22 protein-coding genes are annotated in these 22,406 nt (G+C 35.2%); 15 read left to right on the top strand and 7 right to left on the bottom strand.

The window, feature by feature from the left end; genetic code table 11:
- Nucleotides 1-22 precede the first annotated feature (22 nt).
- From ACUN0F_RS31340 to lepB, 3 genes are all read left to right on the top strand, one after another.
- Nucleotides 23-973: a DMT family transporter gene (locus ACUN0F_RS31340; RefSeq protein ID WP_264462697.1), complete on the top strand. Its 951-nt coding sequence runs from the start codon at nt 23-25 to the stop codon at nt 971-973.
- A 122-nt stretch (nt 974-1,095) separates the two neighbouring features.
- A complete protein-coding gene (locus ACUN0F_RS31335) occupies nt 1,096-1,776 on the top strand; it encodes a lysoplasmalogenase (RefSeq protein ID WP_106383488.1) in 681 nt (226 codons plus the stop codon).
- Between the two features lie 218 nt (nt 1,777-1,994).
- Nucleotides 1,995-2,531, top strand: a complete 537-nt coding sequence (gene lepB, locus ACUN0F_RS31330) for a signal peptidase I (protein WP_002006795.1) — start codon at nt 1,995-1,997, stop codon at nt 2,529-2,531.
- A gap of 42 nt (nt 2,532-2,573) precedes the next feature.
- On the opposite strand, the gene ACUN0F_RS31325 is transcribed toward lepB, so the two are convergent.
- Nucleotides 2,574-5,336 (bottom strand): tetratricopeptide repeat protein, encoded by a 2,763-nt coding sequence (locus ACUN0F_RS31325; RefSeq protein WP_445540744.1) that lies wholly within the window; start codon nt 5,334-5,336, stop codon nt 2,574-2,576.
- 474 nt (nt 5,337-5,810) lie between these two features.
- Between ACUN0F_RS31325 and ACUN0F_RS31320 the strand changes: the two genes are divergently transcribed.
- On the top strand, nt 5,811-6,407 hold the full coding sequence (locus ACUN0F_RS31320) for a DedA family protein (protein WP_046953695.1): 597 nt from the start codon (nt 5,811-5,813) through the stop codon (nt 6,405-6,407).
- Between the two features lie 8 nt (nt 6,408-6,415).
- On the opposite strand, the gene ACUN0F_RS31315 is transcribed toward ACUN0F_RS31320, so the two are convergent.
- The 3 genes from ACUN0F_RS31315 to ACUN0F_RS31305 form a co-directional block, all read right to left on the bottom strand.
- Nucleotides 6,416-6,844, bottom strand: a complete 429-nt coding sequence (locus ACUN0F_RS31315; protein WP_000100305.1) for an EamA family transporter — start codon at nt 6,842-6,844, stop codon at nt 6,416-6,418.
- A 144-nt stretch (nt 6,845-6,988) separates the two neighbouring features.
- Entirely contained in the window at nt 6,989-7,135 is a 147-nt protein-coding gene (locus ACUN0F_RS31310; RefSeq protein ID WP_000817786.1) for a BH0509 family protein, read from the bottom strand.
- A gap of 154 nt (nt 7,136-7,289) precedes the next feature.
- Nucleotides 7,290-7,706: a pyridoxamine 5'-phosphate oxidase family protein gene (locus tag ACUN0F_RS31305; RefSeq protein ID WP_000550224.1), complete on the bottom strand. Its 417-nt coding sequence runs from the start codon at nt 7,704-7,706 to the stop codon at nt 7,290-7,292.
- A gap of 179 nt (nt 7,707-7,885) precedes the next feature.
- Here ACUN0F_RS31305 and cax point away from each other — a divergent pair, with 179 nt between their 5' ends.
- The gene (gene cax, locus ACUN0F_RS31300) at nt 7,886-8,941 is read left to right on the top strand and encodes a calcium/proton exchanger (protein ID WP_000482128.1); all 1,056 of its coding nucleotides are present in this window, start codon (nt 7,886-7,888) and stop codon (nt 8,939-8,941) included.
- A gap of 81 nt (nt 8,942-9,022) precedes the next feature.
- On the top strand, nt 9,023-9,820 hold the full coding sequence (locus ACUN0F_RS31295; protein ID WP_088061643.1) for a YfkD famly protein: 798 nt from the start codon (nt 9,023-9,025) through the stop codon (nt 9,818-9,820).
- Between the two features lie 118 nt (nt 9,821-9,938).
- Here the strand turns inward: ACUN0F_RS31295 and yfkAB are convergent, their stop codons facing one another.
- The gene (gene yfkAB / locus ACUN0F_RS31290) at nt 9,939-11,066 is read right to left on the bottom strand and encodes a radical SAM/CxCxxxxC motif protein YfkAB (protein ID WP_000156029.1); all 1,128 of its coding nucleotides are present in this window, start codon (nt 11,064-11,066) and stop codon (nt 9,939-9,941) included.
- A gap of 213 nt (nt 11,067-11,279) precedes the next feature.
- On the opposite strand from yfkAB, the gene ACUN0F_RS31285 reads away from it, so the two are divergent.
- The 6 genes from ACUN0F_RS31285 (at nt 11,280) to truA (ending at nt 17,205) form a co-directional block, all read left to right on the top strand.
- Nucleotides 11,280-11,462: an SE1561 family protein gene (locus ACUN0F_RS31285; protein WP_000513547.1), complete on the top strand. Its 183-nt coding sequence runs from the start codon at nt 11,280-11,282 to the stop codon at nt 11,460-11,462.
- Nucleotides 11,463-11,668: 206 nt separating this feature from the next.
- Complete coding sequence (gene fumA, locus ACUN0F_RS31280; RefSeq protein ID WP_445540743.1) at nt 11,669-13,189, top strand: class I fumarate hydratase; 1,521 nt, start codon at nt 11,669-11,671, stop codon at nt 13,187-13,189.
- 126 nt (nt 13,190-13,315) lie between these two features.
- Nucleotides 13,316-14,098, top strand: coding sequence for a delta-lactam-biosynthetic de-N-acetylase (gene pdaA / locus ACUN0F_RS31275; RefSeq protein WP_000875960.1), 783 nt, complete (start codon nt 13,316-13,318; stop codon nt 14,096-14,098).
- Nucleotides 14,099-14,157: 59 nt separating this feature from the next.
- Complete coding sequence (locus ACUN0F_RS31270; RefSeq protein WP_445540742.1) at nt 14,158-15,021, top strand: DNA-3-methyladenine glycosylase family protein; 864 nt, start codon at nt 14,158-14,160, stop codon at nt 15,019-15,021.
- Between the two features lie 10 nt (nt 15,022-15,031).
- Complete coding sequence (gene rlmD, locus ACUN0F_RS31265; protein ID WP_000615214.1) at nt 15,032-16,411, top strand: 23S rRNA (uracil(1939)-C(5))-methyltransferase RlmD; 1,380 nt, start codon at nt 15,032-15,034, stop codon at nt 16,409-16,411.
- 56 nt (nt 16,412-16,467) lie between these two features.
- A complete protein-coding gene (gene truA, locus ACUN0F_RS31260; RefSeq protein WP_445540741.1) occupies nt 16,468-17,205 on the top strand; it encodes a tRNA pseudouridine(38-40) synthase TruA in 738 nt (245 codons plus the stop codon).
- 52 nt (nt 17,206-17,257) lie between these two features.
- Here truA and ACUN0F_RS31255 read toward each other — a convergent pair whose 3' ends face one another.
- Together ACUN0F_RS31255 and ACUN0F_RS31250 are read right to left on the bottom strand one after the other, a co-directional pair.
- Complete coding sequence (locus ACUN0F_RS31255; RefSeq protein WP_445540740.1) at nt 17,258-17,455, bottom strand: hypothetical protein; 198 nt, start codon at nt 17,453-17,455, stop codon at nt 17,258-17,260.
- A gap of 106 nt (nt 17,456-17,561) precedes the next feature.
- Complete coding sequence (locus ACUN0F_RS31250) at nt 17,562-18,965, bottom strand: sigma-54 interaction domain-containing protein (protein WP_445540739.1); 1,404 nt, start codon at nt 18,963-18,965, stop codon at nt 17,562-17,564.
- 274 nt (nt 18,966-19,239) lie between these two features.
- On the opposite strand from ACUN0F_RS31250, the gene ACUN0F_RS31245 reads away from it, so the two are divergent.
- The 3 genes from ACUN0F_RS31245 to ACUN0F_RS31235 all read left to right on the top strand — a co-directional run bounded on the left by ACUN0F_RS31245 (nt 19,240) and on the right by ACUN0F_RS31235 (nt 22,398).
- Nucleotides 19,240-19,494: a biotin/lipoyl-containing protein gene (locus tag ACUN0F_RS31245; RefSeq protein WP_000859494.1), complete on the top strand. Its 255-nt coding sequence runs from the start codon at nt 19,240-19,242 to the stop codon at nt 19,492-19,494.
- Between the two features lie 99 nt (nt 19,495-19,593).
- Nucleotides 19,594-21,015: an amino acid permease gene (locus ACUN0F_RS31240; protein ID WP_046953692.1), complete on the top strand. Its 1,422-nt coding sequence runs from the start codon at nt 19,594-19,596 to the stop codon at nt 21,013-21,015.
- A 108-nt stretch (nt 21,016-21,123) separates the two neighbouring features.
- Nucleotides 21,124-22,398, top strand: coding sequence for an acetylornithine deacetylase (locus ACUN0F_RS31235; RefSeq protein ID WP_445540738.1), 1,275 nt, complete (start codon nt 21,124-21,126; stop codon nt 22,396-22,398).
- Nucleotides 22,399-22,406: the final 8 nt, after the last annotated feature.

Raw genomic sequence — 22,406 nt, 5'->3', positions numbered from 1 at the left:
AGATCGGAAAGGAAGACAACAAGTGAAGACAGAGAAATTTTTTACCCATCCGATTGGCGTACTAATTGCTGCAATAGTAGCGACTTTTTTGTGGGGGAGCGCATTCCCTTTTATTAAATTAAGTTATGCTGAGCTTGGAATTCAGCCACAAGAAGTTGGAGAGCAAATATTATTTGCTGGTTATCGTTTCTTTTTATCTGGAGTCATGCTCTTATTCTTCTTTAAAGTGTTAGGAAAAGATATGAGCTTCAAAAAAGGAACGGGGAAGCAGTTAGTACAAATTGGTTTATTTCAAACATTTCTTCAATATATATGTTTTTATATTGGAATGAGTTATAGTTCTGGCATTGAAGGAGCTATCATTTCAGGAACATCATCATTCTTTCAAATTTTACTCGCTCACTTTTTATATAAAGATGACGCTCTCAATATGAGAAAAATAATTGGGGTCTCTATCGGCTTTTGTGGTGTCATTTTAGTAAATGTACCGAGTGATGGTAGTTTGTCATTCCATTTCGGAATCGGTAGCTTATTACTTCTTAGTGCAGCAATGTTGTATTCATATGGAAACATATTGGCGAAAGAAGGTAGCAAAACATTAGATGTTGGCTATATGACAGCATACCAAATGATTTTTGGTTCTATCGGGCTATTATGTATAGGGGCTTTGCAAGTTGGAGCCATGCCATTTACATTTAGTGTACATGCAATACTTATGCTTATCTATTTATCTTTCTTATCCGCAGCAGGCTTTTGCATTTGGAATACAATTATGAAGTATAACAAGGTTGGAAAAGTATCAATGTACATGTTCTTTATACCCGTATTTGGTGTGTTATTATCGAGCATGATTTTAGGGGAAGCAATTCATTCATTTGTATTATTCGGTTTGGCATGTGTAGCCGCGGGAATTATCGTGGTGAATCGGACGACAGCTAAGCAGAAAAGGGCGAACGAAAAACAAGTAGCATAGATAACAGGAAAACGATTACAATGGAAGAACAGTACTGTTCTTCTTTTTTTATATAGAAAAAGGATAATAGACTAGGTGTAACGAAAAAAGATACAAAAAGCATTTATTGAGGAGAACATGTTATGAATTTACTTTACATGGTGTTAATTGGACAAATCATTCTTTTTTTAATTGGTGCAATGTACGCAATAGGACAGACCAAAAAAACAAGAAATAATATGCCTTTACCTTTAGCGGTGCGTCTTATTCTTAGTTTTTCTTTAACAGCAAGTGCAATTTGGATATGGTTACAAGACCCATCAGTAGAGTATAGTACGTGGGTTGCACTAGGTATGACGTTATCAACTGTAGGAGATTTATTTATGGCAGGTTTGATTCCAATTGGTCATCGATTAATTGGAGGTATGATTACTTTTGCCCTTGCGCATTGTTTTTATGTAAAAGCATTTTTGCAAACAGGCATCTCATGGAATGGTTTTTGGATTGGTTTACTCGTATACGGACTCTTTCTAATTATAGGATGGTTCTTTTTTATACGAAATGATAAACAAGATAAATTGTTTACGATAGGAGCTCTAATTTACGGATTGTGGGTTGGAGGAATGGCTTGCTTTGCATTCGCCCTATACTATGAGAATATAGGAATATGGTGGATACCGGCTTTTGGTGGTTTACTATTTGTGATTTCTGATTTTATTATAGGTGTGACAGATATTGGAGGACGCAAATTAAAGTATGAACCACTTTGGATTTGGTTTACATATGTAGCGGCTCAAATGTGTATTGTATATGTGGGAATATAAAAAGATACTCTCAAAATAGTGGATAGACTATTTTGAGAGTATCTTTTTTACTGCTCGCAAATAGTGAGATAAATATAGATTATGGTATATAAAAATAATAAATTTATGAGGATGTTATTTTTAAGTTTGTAATATTACAATTTTATAATTCAGAATTTTATGGAAATTATACAGTTGAAGTCCTTATAATAAAAGTAAAAAGATGATGAGATGGTGGAATGATGCAAAAGAAAAAACGTTTGCGTGAATTCTTTGGAACAATTGCAATTGCATGTTTGTTAGTGTTTTTAGCGAAAATTTTTGTGTTTTTTCCTACGACTGTAAAAGGAGCGTCCATGAATCCGACGTTACAAGATGGGGATAAGCTGATTGTTAATAAGTTAGCAAAGCAGTTTGAAAGTTATGGGAGAGAAGATATTATTGTTGTGAAGACGGATAATTTTTATGTGAAAAGGGTTATTGGTTTGCCTGGCGATGTAATCGAGGTGAGAAATGATCAATTATATGTGAATCATGAAGTGACACAGGAAGCGTATTTGTATAGTAATAAAAAACAAGCTGAAAAAAAACTTATGAATTTAACAGAGGACTTTGGACCGATTACAGTTCCTAAAAATAAGATTTTTGTTATGGGAGATAATCGCCTAATAAGCAGAGATAGTAGAAATGGTTTGGGACTTATTGATAGAGAAGATGTATTAGGAGAATTAGCGGCAATTTATTATCCAATTGAACATATGAAAATAATGAATTAAAGTAAAAAACCAAGCAAACTGAAATTTGCTTGGTTTTTTATGTTAAATCGTAGGAGACTCATTAAATTCATAGACGTCTTCATTGTTTTTGTTTGTACTTAAAACGAATTTGTGCTGCAATAGTTGCAGTTTAAAGAATGCTAACGGATCGTGATAAGTTTCTGGGTTGCTTCTTAATGTTGCTAATGTTTGCTCGTCTTCCTGTATTTCAAGTTGAGCTGCTTCTACATTTTGTTTCAATATGCTAAGTGGATCTTTAAAGAACATCATGATATCTCGTTCTAATGCGCCTTCAAATACTTCAAATTGAAGGAAGAATTGTTTTGAGATTGTTTGAGCAATTTCCGTATAGTCTTCCGTTTCAATGTATTGTTTATATTTGTTTGCGAGCATAGACTGATTTTTTTGCATGTTACCAAATAATTTTCCCGCACTTTTTAAGAAAAATTGTGTCGGTGTAAAGCGTAATAAAATATTGATGTTCGTTACTGTAATTCTATTTGTCATGCGTACAACATCTCGATGCCAATCATCTAGTAATTTGAAATCACAAGGAAGTTTCATGCGTTCTTCTTTATATAATTTATTAAACGTTTCACTCATTTCATCTAAATAAGATTGAGCTTGAATAAATTCATTATGAGCTGTTTCAATCCACTCCTGAATAGAACCAGTAAATTTAGGAAGAAGCACTTGTTGTACATGTTTTTGAACTCGTTCGTTCATCGCAGCATTTAATTCTTCATGAACTAATTTGAAGTCGCTATCTTCTTGAACAAGGTCAGAACAACTCTGTAATAATTCAGGAATTTGAGAATGGATATCTCGTGTAATTTCTTCTTTCGTTAAAAGATAAGATTCTGTAATAGAACGAATTTTATCTTTTTCAAGAGCAGTAAGGTTGTTAATAAATCCATTTAATTTAACTGAGATATGTTTATTCCAGCGTACGGATTTCACTAATGTATTTTCTAATTCCACACGTTCATTTACAAGGTATGCGATTGTCTTTTGAGTAAACCATATTAGTTTTTCTATACGTTCTTGTTCCATGTTACGTTCTGCTAGATTAGAAAGAATAGACTCTGTCACGTCTCCAAGTTGCTGGCTACTCTCTTGTGAAGGAGAGTATGGGAAGAACTGTGCATTTGGGAAATGGACTTTAATCTTACTCATTAGTTTTTCATTATTGGTCGTATTATTTGTGTGTAATACGAAATGAATTTGTAAATTTGGCACTTGTTCACGTAAATAAAGTAATGTATCAAGTTCTTCACCATGTAATGGTGAAGCAGAATTTAATACGTAAATAAGGCTATCTGCTGCTTGTAAGTATTCAAAATATGAGCTGTTTTTATCCACTTGCCCTTGAACAGGTGGCGTAACAAGAAATGCAAATTTATTTTTTCTTAAAAATCTACTTGGTAACTTAATTTCTATACATTTTTTCTCAAGTTCTGATTCGGAAGGTGTAGCCATTCTTTGATGGAATTCATCAAAGCTAGGTATATTGTGTACATCTAACGCAGTGAATTCTGTTATTTCAGTTTGGCTATCATCTTTAAATAGAATAGGAGTTGTTACAGTCTCAGTTAAGATGTTCTCTCCTAGTATTGAATTGATGAATGATGATTTATCCTGGTCAGTAGTTCCCGCTATTAGTAATTGTGTAACATTTAAATCACATAGTTCATGAACGAGTAACGTAAATTGATGACTTAAATCCACATCGTTTTTTTCAGCCCATACAGCAATTGTTTCGAATAAATGAGAAACTGTTTCCATATTTACATCTGTTTCAGCTGTTGAATTAGAAAGTAGGGCTCCAGCACTTTTTACGAGTAATGACTCTAAAGTTGTAGGTGAAACTTCATTCCATGCTAACACTGCAGCAGAGACAAATAGGGCATCTTTTGCTTTCGTTAAACTAAACCAATTTGTTAATAAATCTGGTACAAGTCCCTGCATTTCATGCATGAAATGCTCACCAGTAATTAACTCAAAGTACGTATCTTGATAGCGTTCAACAATTTCATGCCAATCGTCATTGTTGTCTGTTTCAATATGTAAGAATAAATGATTTATTGTTTGAATCCAAGGTAGATGCAAGTTTTCATTTTGATAGCTGTTCCAAAGCGCAATAACAAGTTCTTTAAATTGGACTTGATCAATTGCATATAAAGCTTTTAAAGATTCATAGAAATATTCTGGTTTGATTTGTTTCGTGAATCCTTGATTCACATAATTGATTAAAGTATCGAACCAGTGTAACGATTTTGTTCGAATTCCTTCTTGAACGGCAAGTTCGATAGCATTATTCCAATCTTCTTGTTTTTCATAGAATGAGCGAGCAATTGCAGTGATATTAGGATAGTCAGGTTGAAATGCAACAGCCTCACTAATCGTCTTAAATGCTAGACCTAAACGATCTTGTTCGATGTAAAGAGAAAGAAGTTGTAAGGAAACTTCCATTGTAAGAGTTGTATCTTCCGTTTGAATAGATTGATAAATCTCTTCTGCTTTTGGCAAGAATCCTAGTTCAAAATAAGAATCCGCAATATTTTTGGTTGCCCAAAGTGCAAGTTCGTTATTTACTTTCTCCCATTTAAATATCGCTGCTTCAAAGTCTTTATTTTGGTAATAAAATTCACCTTGAGCAAAGCGGATATTAGAAATGTTGGAGAATTCATTTGTAGATTCATTTATATATGTTTCACCGAGTACTTCTGATACTGGAGTAGAAGTTTCTTCTGTTAAAAATGTTTTATAGTAAACCTTTTGGATAAATTGATTTTCAATGGTCATGTTCGTTCCCCCTGTATAATTTAGAAAAATGATGTTGTATGTAAAGGGTGTATGTTCTTTTAATAGGTAGAAGTTGCATTATATCGACCAAACTATGTTTTTGCTAGATATATCATTTTTCCTGAGAGTTAAACCGTTGCGAAAAGTAACTTTCCTTTATTGTAACAAAAAAACAAGCATATGAATTTTTATTTTTTAATCCGGCTATTTGCGGGTAGTAAGACTAGCGCTGCAAAAATTGGTGAATACAAGGGAAGTAGGCGGGAGTCGGGCGCACAATTGGTGTGTGCTAAAAATTAGTGAGGATGAGCAAATCACCACTGATTAATGGTTCGCTTTCTTCCTGCTAAAGGAATGGATAGAAGTAGAGTTCATTATAAAAACAATGTATAGTGAATATGTATACCATGTTTGTCTGAAAGATAGAAAGGGCACAATGTGGAATAACGATCGTGCATAGGATGTGTTTTCCGAATGGAACAACATATTGGCGAGTTAATCGCGCATTATGGGTATTTTGGAATTATTATAGCGTTGGCCGGTGGAATTGTTGGATTACCGATACCAGACGAGTTTTTATTGACCTTCGTTGGTTATAACGTTTCTAAAGGAGTTATGTCAGGAACTGCTGCTTTTTTAAGCGGGATGGCTGGTGCGATGTTAGGTATTACATTAAGCTACATATTAGGTTTAAAACTTGGGCTCCCTGTTTTAAAAAAATATGGGCCGAAGATTAGAATTAAAGAACATCACATTGAAAAAACACATATTTTATTTGAAAAATATGGACCATTTCTTTTAATGATTGGTTACTTTATCCCGGGAGTACGTCATTTAACAGCATATTTTGCTGGGATGTCGAATTTAACACTTTGGCGTTTTTGTTTGTACGCTTACGGTGGTGCGCTTATTTGGATAAGTGTTTTTATTGGACTTGGCTGGAAGTTAGGAGAGAAGTGGCGTTTCGTTGAGTATAGCCTACATCATTACGGAGTATGGATTTTATTCATTTCAGTAGTTGTTACATGTATTGTATGGTTTTATATAAAGAAAAAGAAAAACCGCTATTAGCGGTTTTTTTAGCTGAAAGCAATAAATAATACACCAGCTGTAATAAAGACTACACCAACGCCAGTCATAAAGTTTAACTTTTCACCGAGTATAATCATCGCGAGGATGATAGAAAATACGACGCTTAATTTATCGATAGGAGCCACTTGTGAGACTTTCCCTGTTTTGAGGGCAAGAAAATAAAATAGCCATGACGAAGCACCTGCAACCCCACTTAATGTGATAAAGAGCAGTGCTTTTTTATTTAGCAGTACGTCGCCGATATTTTGAAATTTACCTTGGATAATAATAACGCCCACCATAAATAATGCCATAATAATAGAACGAACCGTTGTTGCAACATTGGCATCGATTCCATCTAAACCAATCTTTCCGAAAATAGATACAAGGGCAGCAGCGATTGCTGATAATAGTGCGAATAAGAGCCACGAACTCATAGTAAAATTCCTCCAATCTTACATTATTATACATGAAAACCATTCTCACGTATAAAGTGAAACTTTAATCAGTGGGATTTTACCGCCCCGCAAATAACGAAATAATCCCCACCTTATATTGCTAATAAGGTGGGGATTATTATACTACTCTGCAATTTCTTCATACAAAAAGTACGTTACATTATAAATATGTTCTACTTCATCGTCTGTCATAAACAATAATTCATCACGCTCAATCCCTTTTTTCTTTTCAATAAACTCAATCATGTTTTTGCGTTCTTCTCTTTTCATCAATTTTATTTCTCCTCTCAATCTGTTTTAATACAGTTTATTTAAGTTACTGCTATTATATAACAGAATCTTTAGAAAGTTCCACCTATTTTATTGTTTTTTTCAGAAGAACTTTTCGACAAAACAAGCCCACCTAAAGGGGGCTTTTTTTATTTTATAGTCGTAAAAACTCGGGCTCCGTCGTACCAGCACCATCGATGTAGTAAATTGTGTCGGGATTGATTTTTATTAATACGTAATTAGGGTCTTCAGGACCAAGTAACCAGCGTTTTAAGCTATTATTCCAAAACTTGTTTTTTAATGTGGAGTCTTCCTCGATGGAGGCTAAGCCTTCAACTTCAATATAATCTTCATCTAATTTTTTTCCTTCACGTCCAAGTAGTACATGTACATTTGGATTGTTTTCGATATCTGTTATCTTTTTTGATTTCCGATCTGTTGCAACATATAACACAAAATCTTCGTGGAAAAACATCATAAAGGTACTATGAGGTTTATTTTCACGTACAGTAGATAATACACCAGTTCGTTGACCGCAAATAATAGTTTCAATTTTTTCTTTTAAATGCATGCTTTTAACCCCTGTTCATAATTTATTGTTTTCTCCGTTTAAACAAGATAATTTAAATATCTTTTATACTGTTTTCTTCAATCCGATTTTTTAAACGTAATTGTGATGAAATCGGACAAGTTAGGAGAAGAATAATAATAATATCGAGGAGAAATACATACGATGGAAGGATGAAAAGCATGTTTAATAAAATATTTCTTATAGTAGCGCTGATCGGGGTACCACTTTCTGTACTTGGAAAAATGCTTCATTGGCCTCAAACAATTATGTTCGCTGTGTATTGCATTACTATTATCGCCTTAGCGGGTTTTATGGGGAGAGCGACAGAAAGTTTGGCAATTGTCTCTGGACCTAGAATAGGCGGATTATTAAATGCTACTTTTGGTAATGCTGTTGAACTAATTATTTCGATTTTTGCACTTCAGGCGGGATTAATTGAGGTTGTATTAGCCTCTTTAACGGGTTCTGTACTTGGGAATTTATTATTAGTAGGAGGGCTATCCTTCTTTATAGGAGGGCTTAAATACAAAAGACAAAGTTTTAATGTATATGATGCAAGGCATAATTCAGCTTTATTAATCTTTGCGGTAGTAGTAGCTTTTGTTATTCCAGAGATTTTTTCAATGAAGATGGATGCTGGAAAGACGTATCAATTAAGTATCGGTGTTTCTATCATTATGATTATTATGTACCTTGCTGCACTGCTATTTAAGCTCGTTACGCATCGTGGTGTATATCAACATAAAACGGATGAAGTAGCTCATGAGGAAGAACCAGAGTGGTCGAAAGGTAAAGCGCTACTCATTTTAGCAATAGCGACAATTGCGGTAGCTTATGTGTCAGAGGCGCTTGTGCATACATTTGAGACAGTTGCAAAGTCATTTGGTTGGTCAGAGTTATTTATAGGGGTTATTATCGTTGCAATTGTTGGGAATGCAGCGGAACATGCATCTGCAATTATTATGGCGTATAAAAATAAAGTAAATATTGCAGTTGAAATTGCAGTCGGTTCTACGTTGCAAATTGCCATGTTTGTTGCTCCTGTATTAGTACTGCTTTCTATGTTCTTTGCACAAAGGATGCCTTTAGTATTTACAATACCAGAACTTGTTTCTATGATTACAGCTGTTTTCTTAACGATTGCGATTTCAAATGATGGAGATACAAATTGGTTTGAAGGCGGTACTTTATTAGCGGCGTATGTCATTATGGGAATTGGTTTTTATTTATTATGAAAAATAGGCATAACAATTGTATTGAGAGAAAACAATAAACAAAGTAGTATATATACCTTTACATAGGAAGGAGCCAGACAGGTGAAACGAGTATACAGCATATGTCTTTCAACTATGGTCTCGTTTATTCTATTATTTCCTAACATGAGTTTTGCAAAGACAACGGTAGAAACAAAAATGCCTTCATCTGTTTTAAATATTTCTAAAGACAATACGTTTCCAAATGATGCGCAAGATTTGCCGCGCTTACAACCGAGTAAGTTTGCTCAAGAACTATTGAAAACAGCAAATATTAAAATTGAAAATCCGGACTTAATTCGAATGTTTAATGAAACGACAATTTCGAATGCGCCGCTTGCGGTAGGGTACCGAGCGAAGATTTATCTAGGTCAATGGGCTTTAAATTATGAATCGGTTGATACGTCGATTAATTGGGAATATAAACAAGTAAATCGCAATGTGTACGATAATCGCGGAGGAGATCGCTTATATCCGCTACGCTATAAGCAAGAAACGCAAAAGACGGTTGAAGGTGATTTAACAGCAGATATGAAAAATACTGCGGATGTGAAAAAAATGATGCTTCTCAAAGCACTTGAAAAAGTACAATTGCCACTTGCATTTAAAACGACCATTGGTTATGGTACTGGACATGAGCGTGTGTATAATATTAGTCCGAGTCAACTTGGATATTTATACGCTTATACACCAGCAGTAAATGAAAAAGGAAAAGTAACATTTGGAGAAGTGTACCTTGTGTTAAAAGGAAATCAAAAGAGGCTTGTAGTAAAAAATATTACCTCACAAGGAATCGGAGCTGCTATTCCAATTCACGATCATTTGTATTTTAAATTCATTTCTTCTTCTCACTCGCAATAATATGAAAAAACGTCAGCTTATAAGCTGACGTTTTTATTTATCCCGCTATTTGTGGGCAATTGGTTCAACTAATAATCAGTGGGGAATGAACAAACCCCCCACTGATTAAAGTTGAACTTTAAAATGTTATGTTTGCTGTTTTTGATAAGAAGTCTTCTGTCGGATAGTAGCTATTTTTTACAAGAACATTTGGTCCAAGGCATTTTACTGCAGGACAGTGACAGCTTAATGATTGTGCTGTTTTTGAAGCACTCCATTTGTCATACGCTTCTTGTAGTGTGTTTGTTTGTACGTTACCTAGAAGAGGAACGTCACCGAAATCAGTTACAATAATATTTCCATCGAAAATGTTGACGTTTAAACGAGAACGACCATCTGGATCGTTACGAACTGTTACATTTTTGCTTTCTTGTAATTTCTTAAATGTAGCGATGTCTCGCTCGTCATCGCTACAAGCGTAGAAAGGTAAAGTTCCAAATAACATCCATACATTTTCATCGCGAATTTCTAGTAAATGCTCAATTGCATCTCGAATTTCAGCTTTTGTTAAGATCTCTAGATTACTCGCGAAGTCACTTGGATACATTGGATGAACTTCATGACGTTTACAGCCCATCTCTTCGACAATTTGACGATGAATATGTTCAATATGCGGTAGAGTCCTTTTGTTTAACATCGTTTCGGCTGATACGAGTACACCTGCATCTGATAGAGCTTTACTATTTGTAATCATTCGTTCAAATAATTTTGCACGTTGTTCATAAGTAGGTTTACGTTCCATCATTGCAAATCCACCTTCAACGAAGTCATCAATTGTTCCCCAGTTATGAGATATATGCAATACGTCTAAATAAGGAATAATTTGTTCGTAACGTGCTAAATCTATAGTTAAGTTTGAGTTGATTTGAGTGCGAACGCCTCGTTCATGAGCGTATTTTAAGAGTGGTGTTACATAGTTGTCGACGGATTTCTTTGAAAGCATTGGTTCTCCGCCAGTAATACTTAAAGAACGTAAATGAGGAATCTCATCTAATCGTTTTAATAAAAGTTCCATCGGAAGCGGATTTGGATCTTTCGGCTGTAATGTGTAACCAACAGCACAATGCTCGCAACGCATATTGCATAACGTTGTCGTTGTAAACTCAACGTTTGTTAATAGTAGTTTGCCGTACTCTTCAAGGTCCATATACGCTTCCCATGGATCGTAAGAAGGAGTAATCGGCTTCATTTTTTGTGATATCGTCATATGAAATACTCCTTTGACTATTGAAATAACAATTTGTCCATTCTCTATAATAGAAGAATATGTACTTTTTATAAAGTGAAACTTTTTTGTGAAAAAAGAGAGAGGGCTTACATTTGAATGAATGGCTGTGACAAAATTGATGAAATTTCATGCCCATAGCAATCATTTTTGCGGTATAATAAAAGCATCTCGAATTAAAAGGAGAGTGCCTTCATGGGAAAAGCAATTGAAGATAAAGATTCACAACTAGTATATTTAAAAGAACGTTTAAATATGTTCATTGAAGTAATTGATACAATTGAACCTGAAGAAGTAGAGTTAGAAGATGTAGATCGTCTTCTTGCGATGTTAGATGAATTAGAATTAAAATGTGAGCAATTTAAAAAAGACGAATAATATATTAAAAAGGCTGCCAATGCAAAATTGGCAGCCTTTTTCTGTATGGATAATAGAAGGACGGTAGAAAAAAAGGTATAATCAAGTTGTGAAAAATTTCATTTATGCTTTAATAGCGTGAAGCAAATAAAAAGCTGAAGAGCATAACGATGGAATTTTCAGCTCATAACGTTTTGGTAGCGTTCACAATTGAGGGGGAAGTAACAATGGAAAAGCTTCAAGAAAGCATGTATCAACTAATTGTTGAAACGTCAACGAACTTACCGAAAGATGTTCGTCGTACGATTCAACAAGCGAAAGAACGAGAAAATGCAGGGACTCGTTCTGCGATGGCACTTGGCACAATTACGAATAATATTAAAATGGCTGATGATAACATCTCGCCAATTTGCCAAGATACAGGGATGCCAACGTTTAAAATTTATACACCAGTTGGTGTGAATCAATTAAAGTTGAAGGAAGCTATCTATAATGCGCTTGAGCGGGCGACAAAAGATGGTAAACTTCGTCCCAATTCTGTTGATTCTCTTTTTGGGGACAATAGTGGAAATAATTTAGGACCAGGTACACCGGTTATTAAGTTTGAACAATGGGAAAAAGATTATATTGATGCACGCTTAATCCTAAAGGGTGGTGGCTGTGAGAATAAAAATATTCAGTATAGCTTACCGTGTGAATTAGAAGGACTTGGACGCGCTGGCCGTGATTTAGAAGGAATTCGTAAATGTCTTCTTCACGCTGTATATCAAGCGCAAGGTCAAGGCTGTAGTGCAGGTGTAATTGGTGTTGGTATCGGGGGAGACCGCACATCAGGTTACGAATTAGCAAAAAATCAATTATTCCGTACATTAGATGATGTCAATCCAGTACCAGAGTTACAAAAACTTGAAAAGTACGTATTAGAAAATGCGAATAAGCTGGGCATTGGTACGATGGGATTTGGCGGAGAAACAACTTTACTTGGTTGTAAAATTGGCGTGTATAATCGTCTGCCAGCTAGTTTCTACGTATCTGTTGCGTATAATTGCTGGGCATATCGCCGCCTTGGCGTAACAATCCATCCTGAAACAGGTGAAATTATGGATTGGCTATATCAAGAAGGTGAGGATACACTTCAGCAAGAAGCGCAAGAAAAAACAGAGCAACGTGAGATTGTATTACAAGCACCAATTACAGAAGAGCAAATTCGTGAACTTCGCGTTGGTGATGTTGTAACAATTAATGGCATGATGTATACAGGTCGTGACGCAATCCATAAGCATTTAATGGATAACGATTGTCCAGTAGATTTAAAAGGACAAGTTATTTATCACTGTGGTCCAGTTGTCGTGAAAGATGAAAATGAAAACTGGCAAATTAAAGCGGCAGGTCCAACGACAAGTATTCGTGAAGAACCGTACCAAGGCGATATTATGAAGAAATTCGGTATTCGCGCTGTCATTGGAAAAGGTGGTATGGGTGCAAAAACATTAGCGGCTTTAGAAGAGCACGGTGGTGTATATTTAAATGCAATTGGCGGTGCAGCGCAATATTATGCCGAATGTATTAAAGAAGTAAAAGATGTTGATTTCTTACAATTTGGTATTCCAGAGGCAATGTGGCATTTACGTATCGAAGGATTTAAAGCAGTTGTAACGATGGATTCTCATGGTAATAGCTTACATGCAGATGTTGATAAAACATCACTTGAAAAATTAGCTAGCTTTAAAGAGCCAGTATTTAAGTAAACAAAAATGCATCTCGAATGATTCGAGATGCATTTTTTTGGTATATATAGAAAAACATGTTCAGCATGAAAGAATGCACGGCAACAGAAACTACAAGTATGATTATATATGGAAAGGAGATTATTTATGAAATATAAATGGTTATATATCGGTCTCATTTTTTCAATTATGATGGCACTTGTTCCAGTTTCAGCATTAGCTTATACAAATACTCCACATAACTGGGGAATCCCGCGTCCTAAAAATGAAACAGTACCAGATGCAGGAAAGTTATACACAGATTTACTACAAAAAAATGGTGGGTTTTATTTAGGGGATACAAAGAAAAAAGATATTTATTTAACATTCGATAATGGGTACGAGAATGGATACACAGGGAAAATCTTAGATGTATTAAAAGAGAAAAAAGTACCGGCAACTTTCTTTGTAACGGGTCATTATATTAAAACACAAAAAGATTTGTTATTAAGAATGAAGAATGAAGGACATATTATTGGAAATCATTCGTGGAGTCATCCTGATTTTACAACGGTAAATGATGCGAAACTTCGTGAAGAATTAACGAGTGTAACGGAAGAGATTAAAAAAGTAACTGGGCAAAAAGAAGTAAAATATGTACGTCCGCCGCGCGGCGTATTTAGTGAAAGAACGTTGGCTCTTACGAAAGAAATGGGCTATTATAATGTATTTTGGTCACTTGCATTTTTGGATTGGAAAGTGGACGAGCAAAGAGGATGGCAATATGCACATAATAATGTAATGACGATGATTCATCCAGGATCTGTTTTATTACTTCATGCAATATCAAAAGATAATGCAGAAGCACTTGCGAAAATCATTGATGATTTGCGCGAGAAAGGGTATCATTTTAAAAGTCTAGATGACTTAGTAAAAAGCAATCAACCGTAAGCATGTATGCTTGCGGTTTTCTCATGCTATAATGATGTGTAAAAAGGATGGGGAAACGTATGTGGAGCGAACATGTTACGTTAGAGTATCCGTATCATTTTGAAGAGGTATTAAAACGTTTATCTTTTGATCCTCTTAACGTCATTCAATTAGATGAGAAAGTCATTTATGTCCCGCTTTGTATAGACGAGGAACAGATTGTTGTTCGCTTGCAAGGGATTGGTACTGTTCAAAATCCACAGTTTTGGATCTCTAGTCAGGCAGGAGATCAAGAGAAAGTCATGAAACGAATGAGGGCCATTTTTCATTGGAATGAACCGTTTCAAGATATACAAAATCATTTTTTAAACACATCATTACGTCCACTATTTGAAACATATGCTTATACTCCAATTATTTTAGAGTTTGATTATTTTGCTTGTCTTCTTCGCTGTATCATTCATCAACAAATAAATTTGAAATTTGCTACTGTGTTAACAGAACAGTTTGTGAAACGATATGGAACAGAGAAGAACGGTGTATTCTTTTTCCCCACTCCAGAAATAGTAGCAAATATTTCAATAGAAGAATTGAGAGAGCAGAAGTTTAGTCAGCGAAAGGCTGAATATATAATAGGGTTAGGTCGAAGTATTGTCAGCGGTACATTAAATTTAGCGAGTATAGAAACCAGGGCGGATGAAGAGGTTTCCGCACAATTGTTACCAATTAGGGGGATTGGTACATGGACAGTGCAAAATTTTTTAATGTTTGGGCTTGGACGGAAAAATATGTTTCCGAAAGCGGACATTGGGATTCAGCGTGCAGTGCAAGGTGTATTTCAATTAGATGATAAACCTGATGATGCATTTTTAGAAAAAGTGAAACAAGAGTGTGAACCATACTGCAGTTATGCAGCGTTATATTTATGGAAAAGTATAGAGTAGAGGTGTAATAATGATACAAAAGCAACATGAGAGTAAGTTGGAAGTTGGTCAAACGTTTCCTGTGACAATTAAACGTCTTGGGATTAACGGAGAAGGCGTTGGTTATTTTAAGAGACAAGTTGTTTTCATTCCAGGGGCATTACCAGGAGAAGAAGTTGTTGCTGAAACAACGAAAATTCAGCGTGGCTTCGCTGAAGCGAAAGTGAAAAAAGTTCGTAAAGCTTCACCACATCGTGTGAAAGCACCATGTCCGGTATATGAAGAGTGTGGCGGTTGTCAGCTGCAACATTTAGATTATAAAGAACAATTAAATCAAAAGCGTGATATCGTCGTACAAGCATTCGAGAAGTATATGAACAACAGTTTGGAAGAAAAAATTCGTCCAACGCTTGGTATGGAAAACCCATGGCATTATCGTAATAAGAGTCAATTACAAGTGGGACGTAAAGACGAAAAGGTTATTACAGGGCTGTATAAGCAAAATTCACATCAGTTAATTGATATTGCTCACTGTATGATTCAACATAAAGCAACGAATGAAGCGACAAAAGTTGTAAGACGTATATTAGAAAAATTAAATGTTTCTATTTACAATGAGAAAAAACAAAAAGGTTTAGTACGCACAATTGTGACACGTACTGCAGTTCAAACAGGGGAAGTACAAGTTACACTTATTACAACAAAAGAAGAATTACCAAATAAAGATCAATTTATCGCAGAAGTACAAAAACAGATGCCAGCTGTTAAATCAATTATGCAAAACGTAAACTGGCGTAAAACATCTGTTATTTTCGGTGATAAAACATTTAAATTAGCTGGAAAAGAAGTAATTCAAGAAACACTAGGTGATTTATCATTTGAATTATCAGCACGTGCATTCTTCCAGTTAAATCCAGAACAAACAGTTGTTTTATATGATGAAGCGAAAAAAGCAGCTGCTTTAACAGGCGATGAGAAAATTGTAGATGCGTATTGTGGTGTTGGTACAATCGGTCTTTGGCTTGCAAATGATGCAGCGGAAGTACGTGGTATGGATGTAATTCCAGAAGCGATTGAAGATGCAAGAAAAAATGCGAAGCGTCACGGATTTACAAATACGAAATATGAAGCAGGTAAAGCTGAACAATGGTTACCGAAATGGGTAAAAGAAGGATGGCGTCCAGATGTAATTGTTGTCGATCCACCTCGTACAGGTTGCGATGATAAATTACTGGAAACAATTTTAAAAGTGAAACCAAAACAAGTTGTTTACGTATCTTGTAATCCTTCTTCATTAGCACGTGATGTACAAGCATTAATGAAGAGTTATGAAGTGGAATATGTACAACCAGTTGATATGTTCCCACATACAGCCCATGTAGAAAATGTAGTGAAGCTTGTTAGAAAGTAAAGTGTATTCATATTCCCTCACGATATGAGGGAATATTTTCTATGAAGGAGAGTAAAATGAATAATTATAAATTAACGATTCAGTACGATGGTGCACGTTTTAAAGGATGGCAACGTCTCGGTAATAACGATAATACAATTCAAGGAAAAATCGAGAGTGTCATATCTGAAATGATCGGAAAAGAAATTGAAATTATCGGTTGTAGTAGAACAGATGCGGGTGTACATGCTTTGAATCAAGTTGCTAACTTTCAGAGTGATGAGAAGTTAGTGGAACATAAAGTGAAAAAATATTTGAATCAATATTTACCAAATGATATTAGCATTACGAGCATAGAAGAAGTACAAGATCGCTTCCATGCTCGTTACAATTCTAAAGCAAAAACATATCTTTATAAGATTTGGAATGAAGAGCATACAAATCCATTTATGCGTAAATACAGCATGCATGTGAATAAACAATTAAATGTGAAAAGCATGAAAGAAGCTGCGAAACATTTAGTTGGTTCACATGACTTTACTGCTTTTTCAAATGCGAAATCAAAGAAAAAGTCTATGGTACGAGAAGTATATACACTTGATGTGATGGAAGAAGCAGGATTTGTACAAATTAGAGTAAGTGGTAACGGATTCCTTCATAACATGGTACGAAAAATTGTTGGAGCATTAATTGAAGTTGGATTAGGACAATTAGATGCAGAAGCAATTCCACAAATTCTAGAGGCGAAACAACGTAATCAAATTAATTGTCTTGCTGAGGCGAGTGGTTTGTATTTGGAGAATGTTGAGTTTTAATAAACAATAAAAAAATCGAGCTGTGTAAGCTCGATTTTTTATTGTTTTGGCATTAAGAAGATTTTTCTTTCTTCATACGTATCTTCAAACTCCAAAAAGCAGCAAGCATAATAGCTGCAAAGGAGCCGCTAATTGTTGCTAATAGTTTTGCATAAGGATAAGCATTCATATCAACTAGTAACATCATACATACAAGGGTAGGGAAGAAGGCTAAGTATTGTAATAACTTTAATTTGTTATCATTACTCATATATATCGTTCCTTTCTAGTATGTTATATGTTTATTGTAGCATATTTTCCCAATTTTTATTTACACTTGGAGGCGGATTTATCCTACATTTGATTAAAGTTTCATTTCATATGTGTAAATGCAATTTTTTAATTCGATATTGTAAGTTTTGCCTACTTAATCCTAAAAACTTTGCAGCCTGTGAGATATTACCGTGATACTCTGTCAGAATTTGATTGATGTAGTTCTTCTCCATTGTCTCTATTGTGTGCTTTAACGTTTTAGGTGCATCATCCTCGTTATTAGTTAGGGAAGGTTGCATATTGAATTCTTTTTTTATTTGTTCACGAAAGCGAGTGGGAAGATGAAACGCTGTAATGATATTTTCATCTTCAACTAAATTCATCGAACCTTCAATGATATGTTCCAATTCTCGTACGTTTCCAGGCCAATCATATGCATACAAGAATTCTCTTACATGTACATCTAGATCCGTTACGCCAAGTCCAAATTGAATGTTGTACTTTTCGATAAAGTGCTGCACAAGATCAGGAATATCTTCTTTTCGTTCACGTAAAGGCGGGAGACATAAAGTAACGACGCTTAATCGGTAATATAAGTCTTCCCGTAATCGATTATGTGTAATAGCTTCAAGAGGATCTTCATTAATAGTTGCTATAATGCGAACATCAATTTCTTTTTCTTGTGTGCCTCCGATTCTTCGTATTGTTTTTTCTTGGATAGCTCGTAGTAACTTCGCTTGAAGTGCTGGACTTAATGAGTTGATCTCATCTAATAACAAAGTTCCTCCATTTGCTTCTTCAAATAAACCAGCTTTATCGATAGCTCCTGTAAATGCACCTCGGTTCGTACCAAATAATAAGCTTTCCATGAGTGTATCAGGTATAGCGGCACAGTTTTGTGAAATAAATGGTTTTGTTGAACGTTGACTTTCATTATGGATACTTTGTGCAAATAGTTCTTTACCGGTCCCTGTTTCTCCTACGAGAAGTATGGATGAGGATGTACGAATTACTCTCTTTGCTTCTGTAATGACAGATTGAATAGCATTAGAATCACCGATTATGTGATCAAAGGTAAACTTATTATTTTGTTTTCGAGAAAGGTTCTTTTTCATTGTTTGTTTGAAATGGCTAATCTCTGTTGAAATTTCAATAGCGCCTTTAATTTTTCCGTTTTCTATTATAGGGAAAGTATTGTTAATTGTTGTAATTTCTTGCCCTTTATTGTTAAAATACGTTTGTTTTATATTTTTGTTTGTTTTTCCTAATTTTAATGCCTCTATTAGAGTACTATTTTTATTTTCTTCAAATGCGAATACTTCTAAAGGACTTTTATATAGCACATCTGAGCGTTCCATTGATTCAATTTCCATCATTTTGCGGTTATAGATAATCGTTTTACTTTCCTCATTAATAATATGAATCCCGATATCGAGCTCATTGAGTAAAGTTTCATATAGCATATTCATTTCAATGATCTGTTTCAAATTAATTTCTTCTGTACGCATAGATTATCTTCTCCTCATTTCACCCTATGAAGACTGACTTTTTATAATTTTATTAAAATTCTTATAAAATCGCAAAATTTTTTTGCTATTTTCCCTTTAAAACTTCTCAAATGATAGAAAAATTTTGCGGTTATGAAGATTTTTTTTGAGAAACCTTCATTATTAAATAGGAATTGGAGATTGGTACGCATTTTGCATAAATAATAGTTGAAATCTCTAAAGGAGGGATATGCAACGTTTCAGTACCAATTAATAAGAAGGAGGAGTTTATAAAGTGAAGACGGTTATAGAAGGCGTGTATAGTCCTTGTTACGGGAAAGTAGAGAAGTTATTTGTTACGGAAAGTTCCTACGTATACGAGTGGGAGAAATTAGCGTTAATTGAAACAATAGATAAACAGAAAGTAGAAATTAAGGTAGGAATCAGTGGGTATATCGAATCATTAGAAGTAGTAGAAGGACAAGCCATCGCTGATCAAAAGCTATTAATAACAGTGAGGGATGATCTTTTAATAACAGGTAGTGATTGATACTATGTATTTTGCTCTTTTCAATAATTATTCTTATTATGCATGTTTTTAAAAACGCTTACATGAAATAGGTTTCCAAAGGGAAAAGGGGGGATTTATATGATGGATCAAAACCAAGGGTTAAAACGGGAATTGAAAAGCAGGCACATCTTTATGATTGCACTTGGAGGAGTTATTGGTACCGGTCTTTTTTTAGGATCTGGGTATACAATTCATGAAGCTGGGCCTGGAGGAGCGATTGTAGCGTATCTTGTTGGAGGATTTGTTATGTATTTAACGATGCTCTGTCTTGGAGAGTTAGCTGTTGCGATGCCTGACGCAGGATCTTATCAAACGTATGCTACAAAGCACATTTCCCCTGCAGCGGGTTATGTAGTCGGCTGGATGTCATGGCTAAACTGGTCTGCTACGATAGGTATTGAACTGATTGCAGTTAGTATTTTAATGAAACGATGGTTTCCTGATGTACCGTCATGGATTTGGTGTGTAGCGTTTGCGATGCTTCTCTTTGCTATCAATGCGTTATCTTCAAGAAGTTTTGCAGAAGTTGAATTTTGGTTTGCAAGTATTAAAGTAATTACAATCATTGCATTTATTATTTTAGGCGGGGCAGCAATGTTTGGTTTTCTAGATATGAAAGGAAATGAACCAGCACCGATGTTCTCTAGCTTTACTGATTATGGTGGGTTGTTTCCAAATGGATTATCAGCCATTTTAATTACGATGATTGCAGTTAATTTTTCCTTCCAAGGAACGGAACTAGTTGGTATTGCAGCTGGAGAGAGTGAAAATCCAGAGAAAACGATCCCGAAGGCAATTAATAATACAGTTTGGCGTATACTTGTGTTCTTTGTATTATCTATTTTCATTCTTGCAGGCTTATTCCCTTGGCAGCAAGCAGGAGTGATAGAAAGTCCATTCGTAGTTGTATTTGATAAAATTGGTATTCCTTATGCAGCCGATATTATAAATTTCGTTATTATTACAGCGGTTCTATCCGTTGCGAATTCAGGATTATATGCAACTTCTCGTATGCTATGGTCTATGTCTAATCAAGGAATGATTAGTCCAATTTTCGGTAAGTTATCTAAAAATGGTGTTCCTATTTATGCATTGATTGTAAGTACAATTGTAGGTTGCCTTTCATTACTATCAGGTATTTATGCGGAAGATACAGTTTATTTATGGCTACTTTCTATTGCCGGGTTCGGGGCGATATTAGTTTGGGCATCTATTGCTCTATCTAACTTATTGGCTAGAAGGTCATACATTAAGCAGGGCGGGGATGTGAAGGACTTGAAATTTAAAACACCGCTGTATCCATTCGTACCACTGCTTGCGTTAGTATTAAATGTAACAGTAATTGTTGGTATGGCTTTTATTCCAGAACAAAGAATGGCATTATATTGTGGTATTCCATTTATGATTGTTTGTTTACTGTTTTACCGTGCGACAAGAAATAAGGCACGTAAGGTAGAACATATTGAAAAAACGAATACAACAGAGGCAGAAAGTTTGTAAATATATTAGAAACTTATGCTAAAAAAAGAGACTGTAAAATTGTAAACAGTCTCTTTTTTTGTAACAATAAAGCTGGAAACATACTATGTATGCAAAGGGGAATTAGCGATGAATCAAGAAGTTTCACAGCTATTAGAACAGATTGATTTACGAAAAGATGAGTTACTAGAGCTTACAAAGACTTTAATTCGTTTTGAAACACCAGCACCGCCGGCGAGAAACACAAATGAGGCGCAAGAATTTGTTGCAGGTTTTCTAAGAAAACGAAATTTTAGTGTTGATAAATGGGATGTATATCCGAATGACCCGAACGTTGTTGGGGTGAGAAAAGGGCTAGAAAGTGACACACATAAAAGTCTTATTATTAATGGACATGTGGATGTAGCTGAAGTATCAGCAGATGAAGCGTGGGAAACCAATCCGTTTGAGCCATTTATAAAAGATGGTTGGTTAGTTGGACGTGGTGCGGCGGATATGAAAGGAGGACTGGCTGGAGCACTATTTGCTATTCAACTTTTACAAGAAGCTGGCATTGAATTACCTGGAGATTTAATCTTTCAATCCGTAATTGGGGAAGAAGTTGGAGAAGCAGGTACACTTCAATGCTGCAAAAGAGGTTATGATGCTGATTTTGCAGTCGTAGTGGATACAAGTGATTTACATATGCAAGGACAGGGCGGCGTAATTACTGGATGGATTACTGTGAAAAGCCCCCAGACGTTTCATGATGCAACACGCAGGCAAATGATTCATGCTGGAGGACGTTTATTCGGAGCGAGTGCGATTGAAAAAATGATGAAAATTGTGCAAAGTTTACAAGAATTAGAGCGTCATTGGGCAGTTATGAAAACATATGAAGGTTATCCATCTGGAACAACAACAATTAACCCAGCTGTTATTGAAGGCGGACGGCATGCAGCATTTATTGCGGATGAGTGCCGATTATGGATAACGGTGCACTTCTATCCGAATGAAACACATGAACAAATAATAAAAGAAATTGAAGAGTATATTGAGAAAGTAGCGGCTGCTGATCTATGGTTAAGTGAAAATCCACCACAATTTAAGTGGGGCGGAGAATCAATGATTGTGGATCGTGGCGAAATTTTCCCTTCTTTAGAAGTAGATAGTGAACATGAAGCAGTAAAAACTCTTAGCTCAGTACACGAATCAATTCTATCTAAAAATGCAATTTTAGATATGTCTGCAACGGTAACGGATGGTGGGTGGTTTAGTGAATTTCATATTCCGGCTGTTATTTACGGACCAGGTACATTAGAAGAAGCTCATTCAATAAATGAGAAAGTTGAAGTAGAACAGTTAATTGAATTTACAAAAGTAATAACAGCATTTATATATGAATGGTGTCACACGAAAAAATAGATTAGTGT

The organism is Bacillus sp. 1A (assembly GCF_052682215.1).
The sequence above is the reverse complement of the archived record's forward strand: the minus strand, read 5'-3'. Positions and strand labels throughout refer to the sequence as shown.

Excerpts from the sequence above, each read along its gene's own strand:
- ACUN0F_RS31335 (WP_106383488.1), top strand. The coding sequence starts at position 1,096 with ATGAATTTACTTTACATGGTGTTAATTGGACAAATCATTCTTTTTTTA.
- lepB (WP_002006795.1), top strand. The coding sequence starts at position 1,995 with ATGATGCAAAAGAAAAAACGTTTGCGTGAATTCTTTGGAACAATTGCA.
- ACUN0F_RS31325 (WP_445540744.1), bottom strand. The coding sequence starts at position 5,336 with ATGACCATTGAAAATCAATTTATCCAAAAGGTTTACTATAAAACATTT.
- ACUN0F_RS31320 (WP_046953695.1), top strand. The coding sequence starts at position 5,811 with ATGGAACAACATATTGGCGAGTTAATCGCGCATTATGGGTATTTTGGA.
- ACUN0F_RS31315 (WP_000100305.1), bottom strand. The coding sequence starts at position 6,844 with ATGAGTTCGTGGCTCTTATTCGCACTATTATCAGCAATCGCTGCTGCC.
- ACUN0F_RS31310 (WP_000817786.1), bottom strand. The coding sequence starts at position 7,135 with ATGAAAAGAGAAGAACGCAAAAACATGATTGAGTTTATTGAAAAGAAA.
- ACUN0F_RS31305 (WP_000550224.1), bottom strand. The coding sequence starts at position 7,706 with ATGCATTTAAAAGAAAAAATTGAAACTATTATTTGCGGTCAACGAACT.
- cax (WP_000482128.1), top strand. The coding sequence starts at position 7,886 with ATGTTTAATAAAATATTTCTTATAGTAGCGCTGATCGGGGTACCACTT.
- yfkAB (WP_000156029.1), bottom strand. The coding sequence starts at position 11,066 with ATGACGATATCACAAAAAATGAAGCCGATTACTCCTTCTTACGATCCA.
- ACUN0F_RS31285 (WP_000513547.1), top strand. The coding sequence starts at position 11,280 with ATGGGAAAAGCAATTGAAGATAAAGATTCACAACTAGTATATTTAAAA.
- fumA (WP_445540743.1), top strand. The coding sequence starts at position 11,669 with ATGGAAAAGCTTCAAGAAAGCATGTATCAACTAATTGTTGAAACGTCA.
- pdaA (WP_000875960.1), top strand. The coding sequence starts at position 13,316 with ATGAAATATAAATGGTTATATATCGGTCTCATTTTTTCAATTATGATG.
- ACUN0F_RS31270 (WP_445540742.1), top strand. The coding sequence starts at position 14,158 with ATGTGGAGCGAACATGTTACGTTAGAGTATCCGTATCATTTTGAAGAG.
- rlmD (WP_000615214.1), top strand. The coding sequence starts at position 15,032 with ATGATACAAAAGCAACATGAGAGTAAGTTGGAAGTTGGTCAAACGTTT.
- truA (WP_445540741.1), top strand. The coding sequence starts at position 16,468 with ATGAATAATTATAAATTAACGATTCAGTACGATGGTGCACGTTTTAAA.
- ACUN0F_RS31255 (WP_445540740.1), bottom strand. The coding sequence starts at position 17,455 with ATGAGTAATGATAACAAATTAAAGTTATTACAATACTTAGCCTTCTTC.
- ACUN0F_RS31250 (WP_445540739.1), bottom strand. The coding sequence starts at position 18,965 with ATGCGTACAGAAGAAATTAATTTGAAACAGATCATTGAAATGAATATG.
- ACUN0F_RS31240 (WP_046953692.1), top strand. The coding sequence starts at position 19,594 with ATGATGGATCAAAACCAAGGGTTAAAACGGGAATTGAAAAGCAGGCAC.
- ACUN0F_RS31235 (WP_445540738.1), top strand. The coding sequence starts at position 21,124 with ATGAATCAAGAAGTTTCACAGCTATTAGAACAGATTGATTTACGAAAA.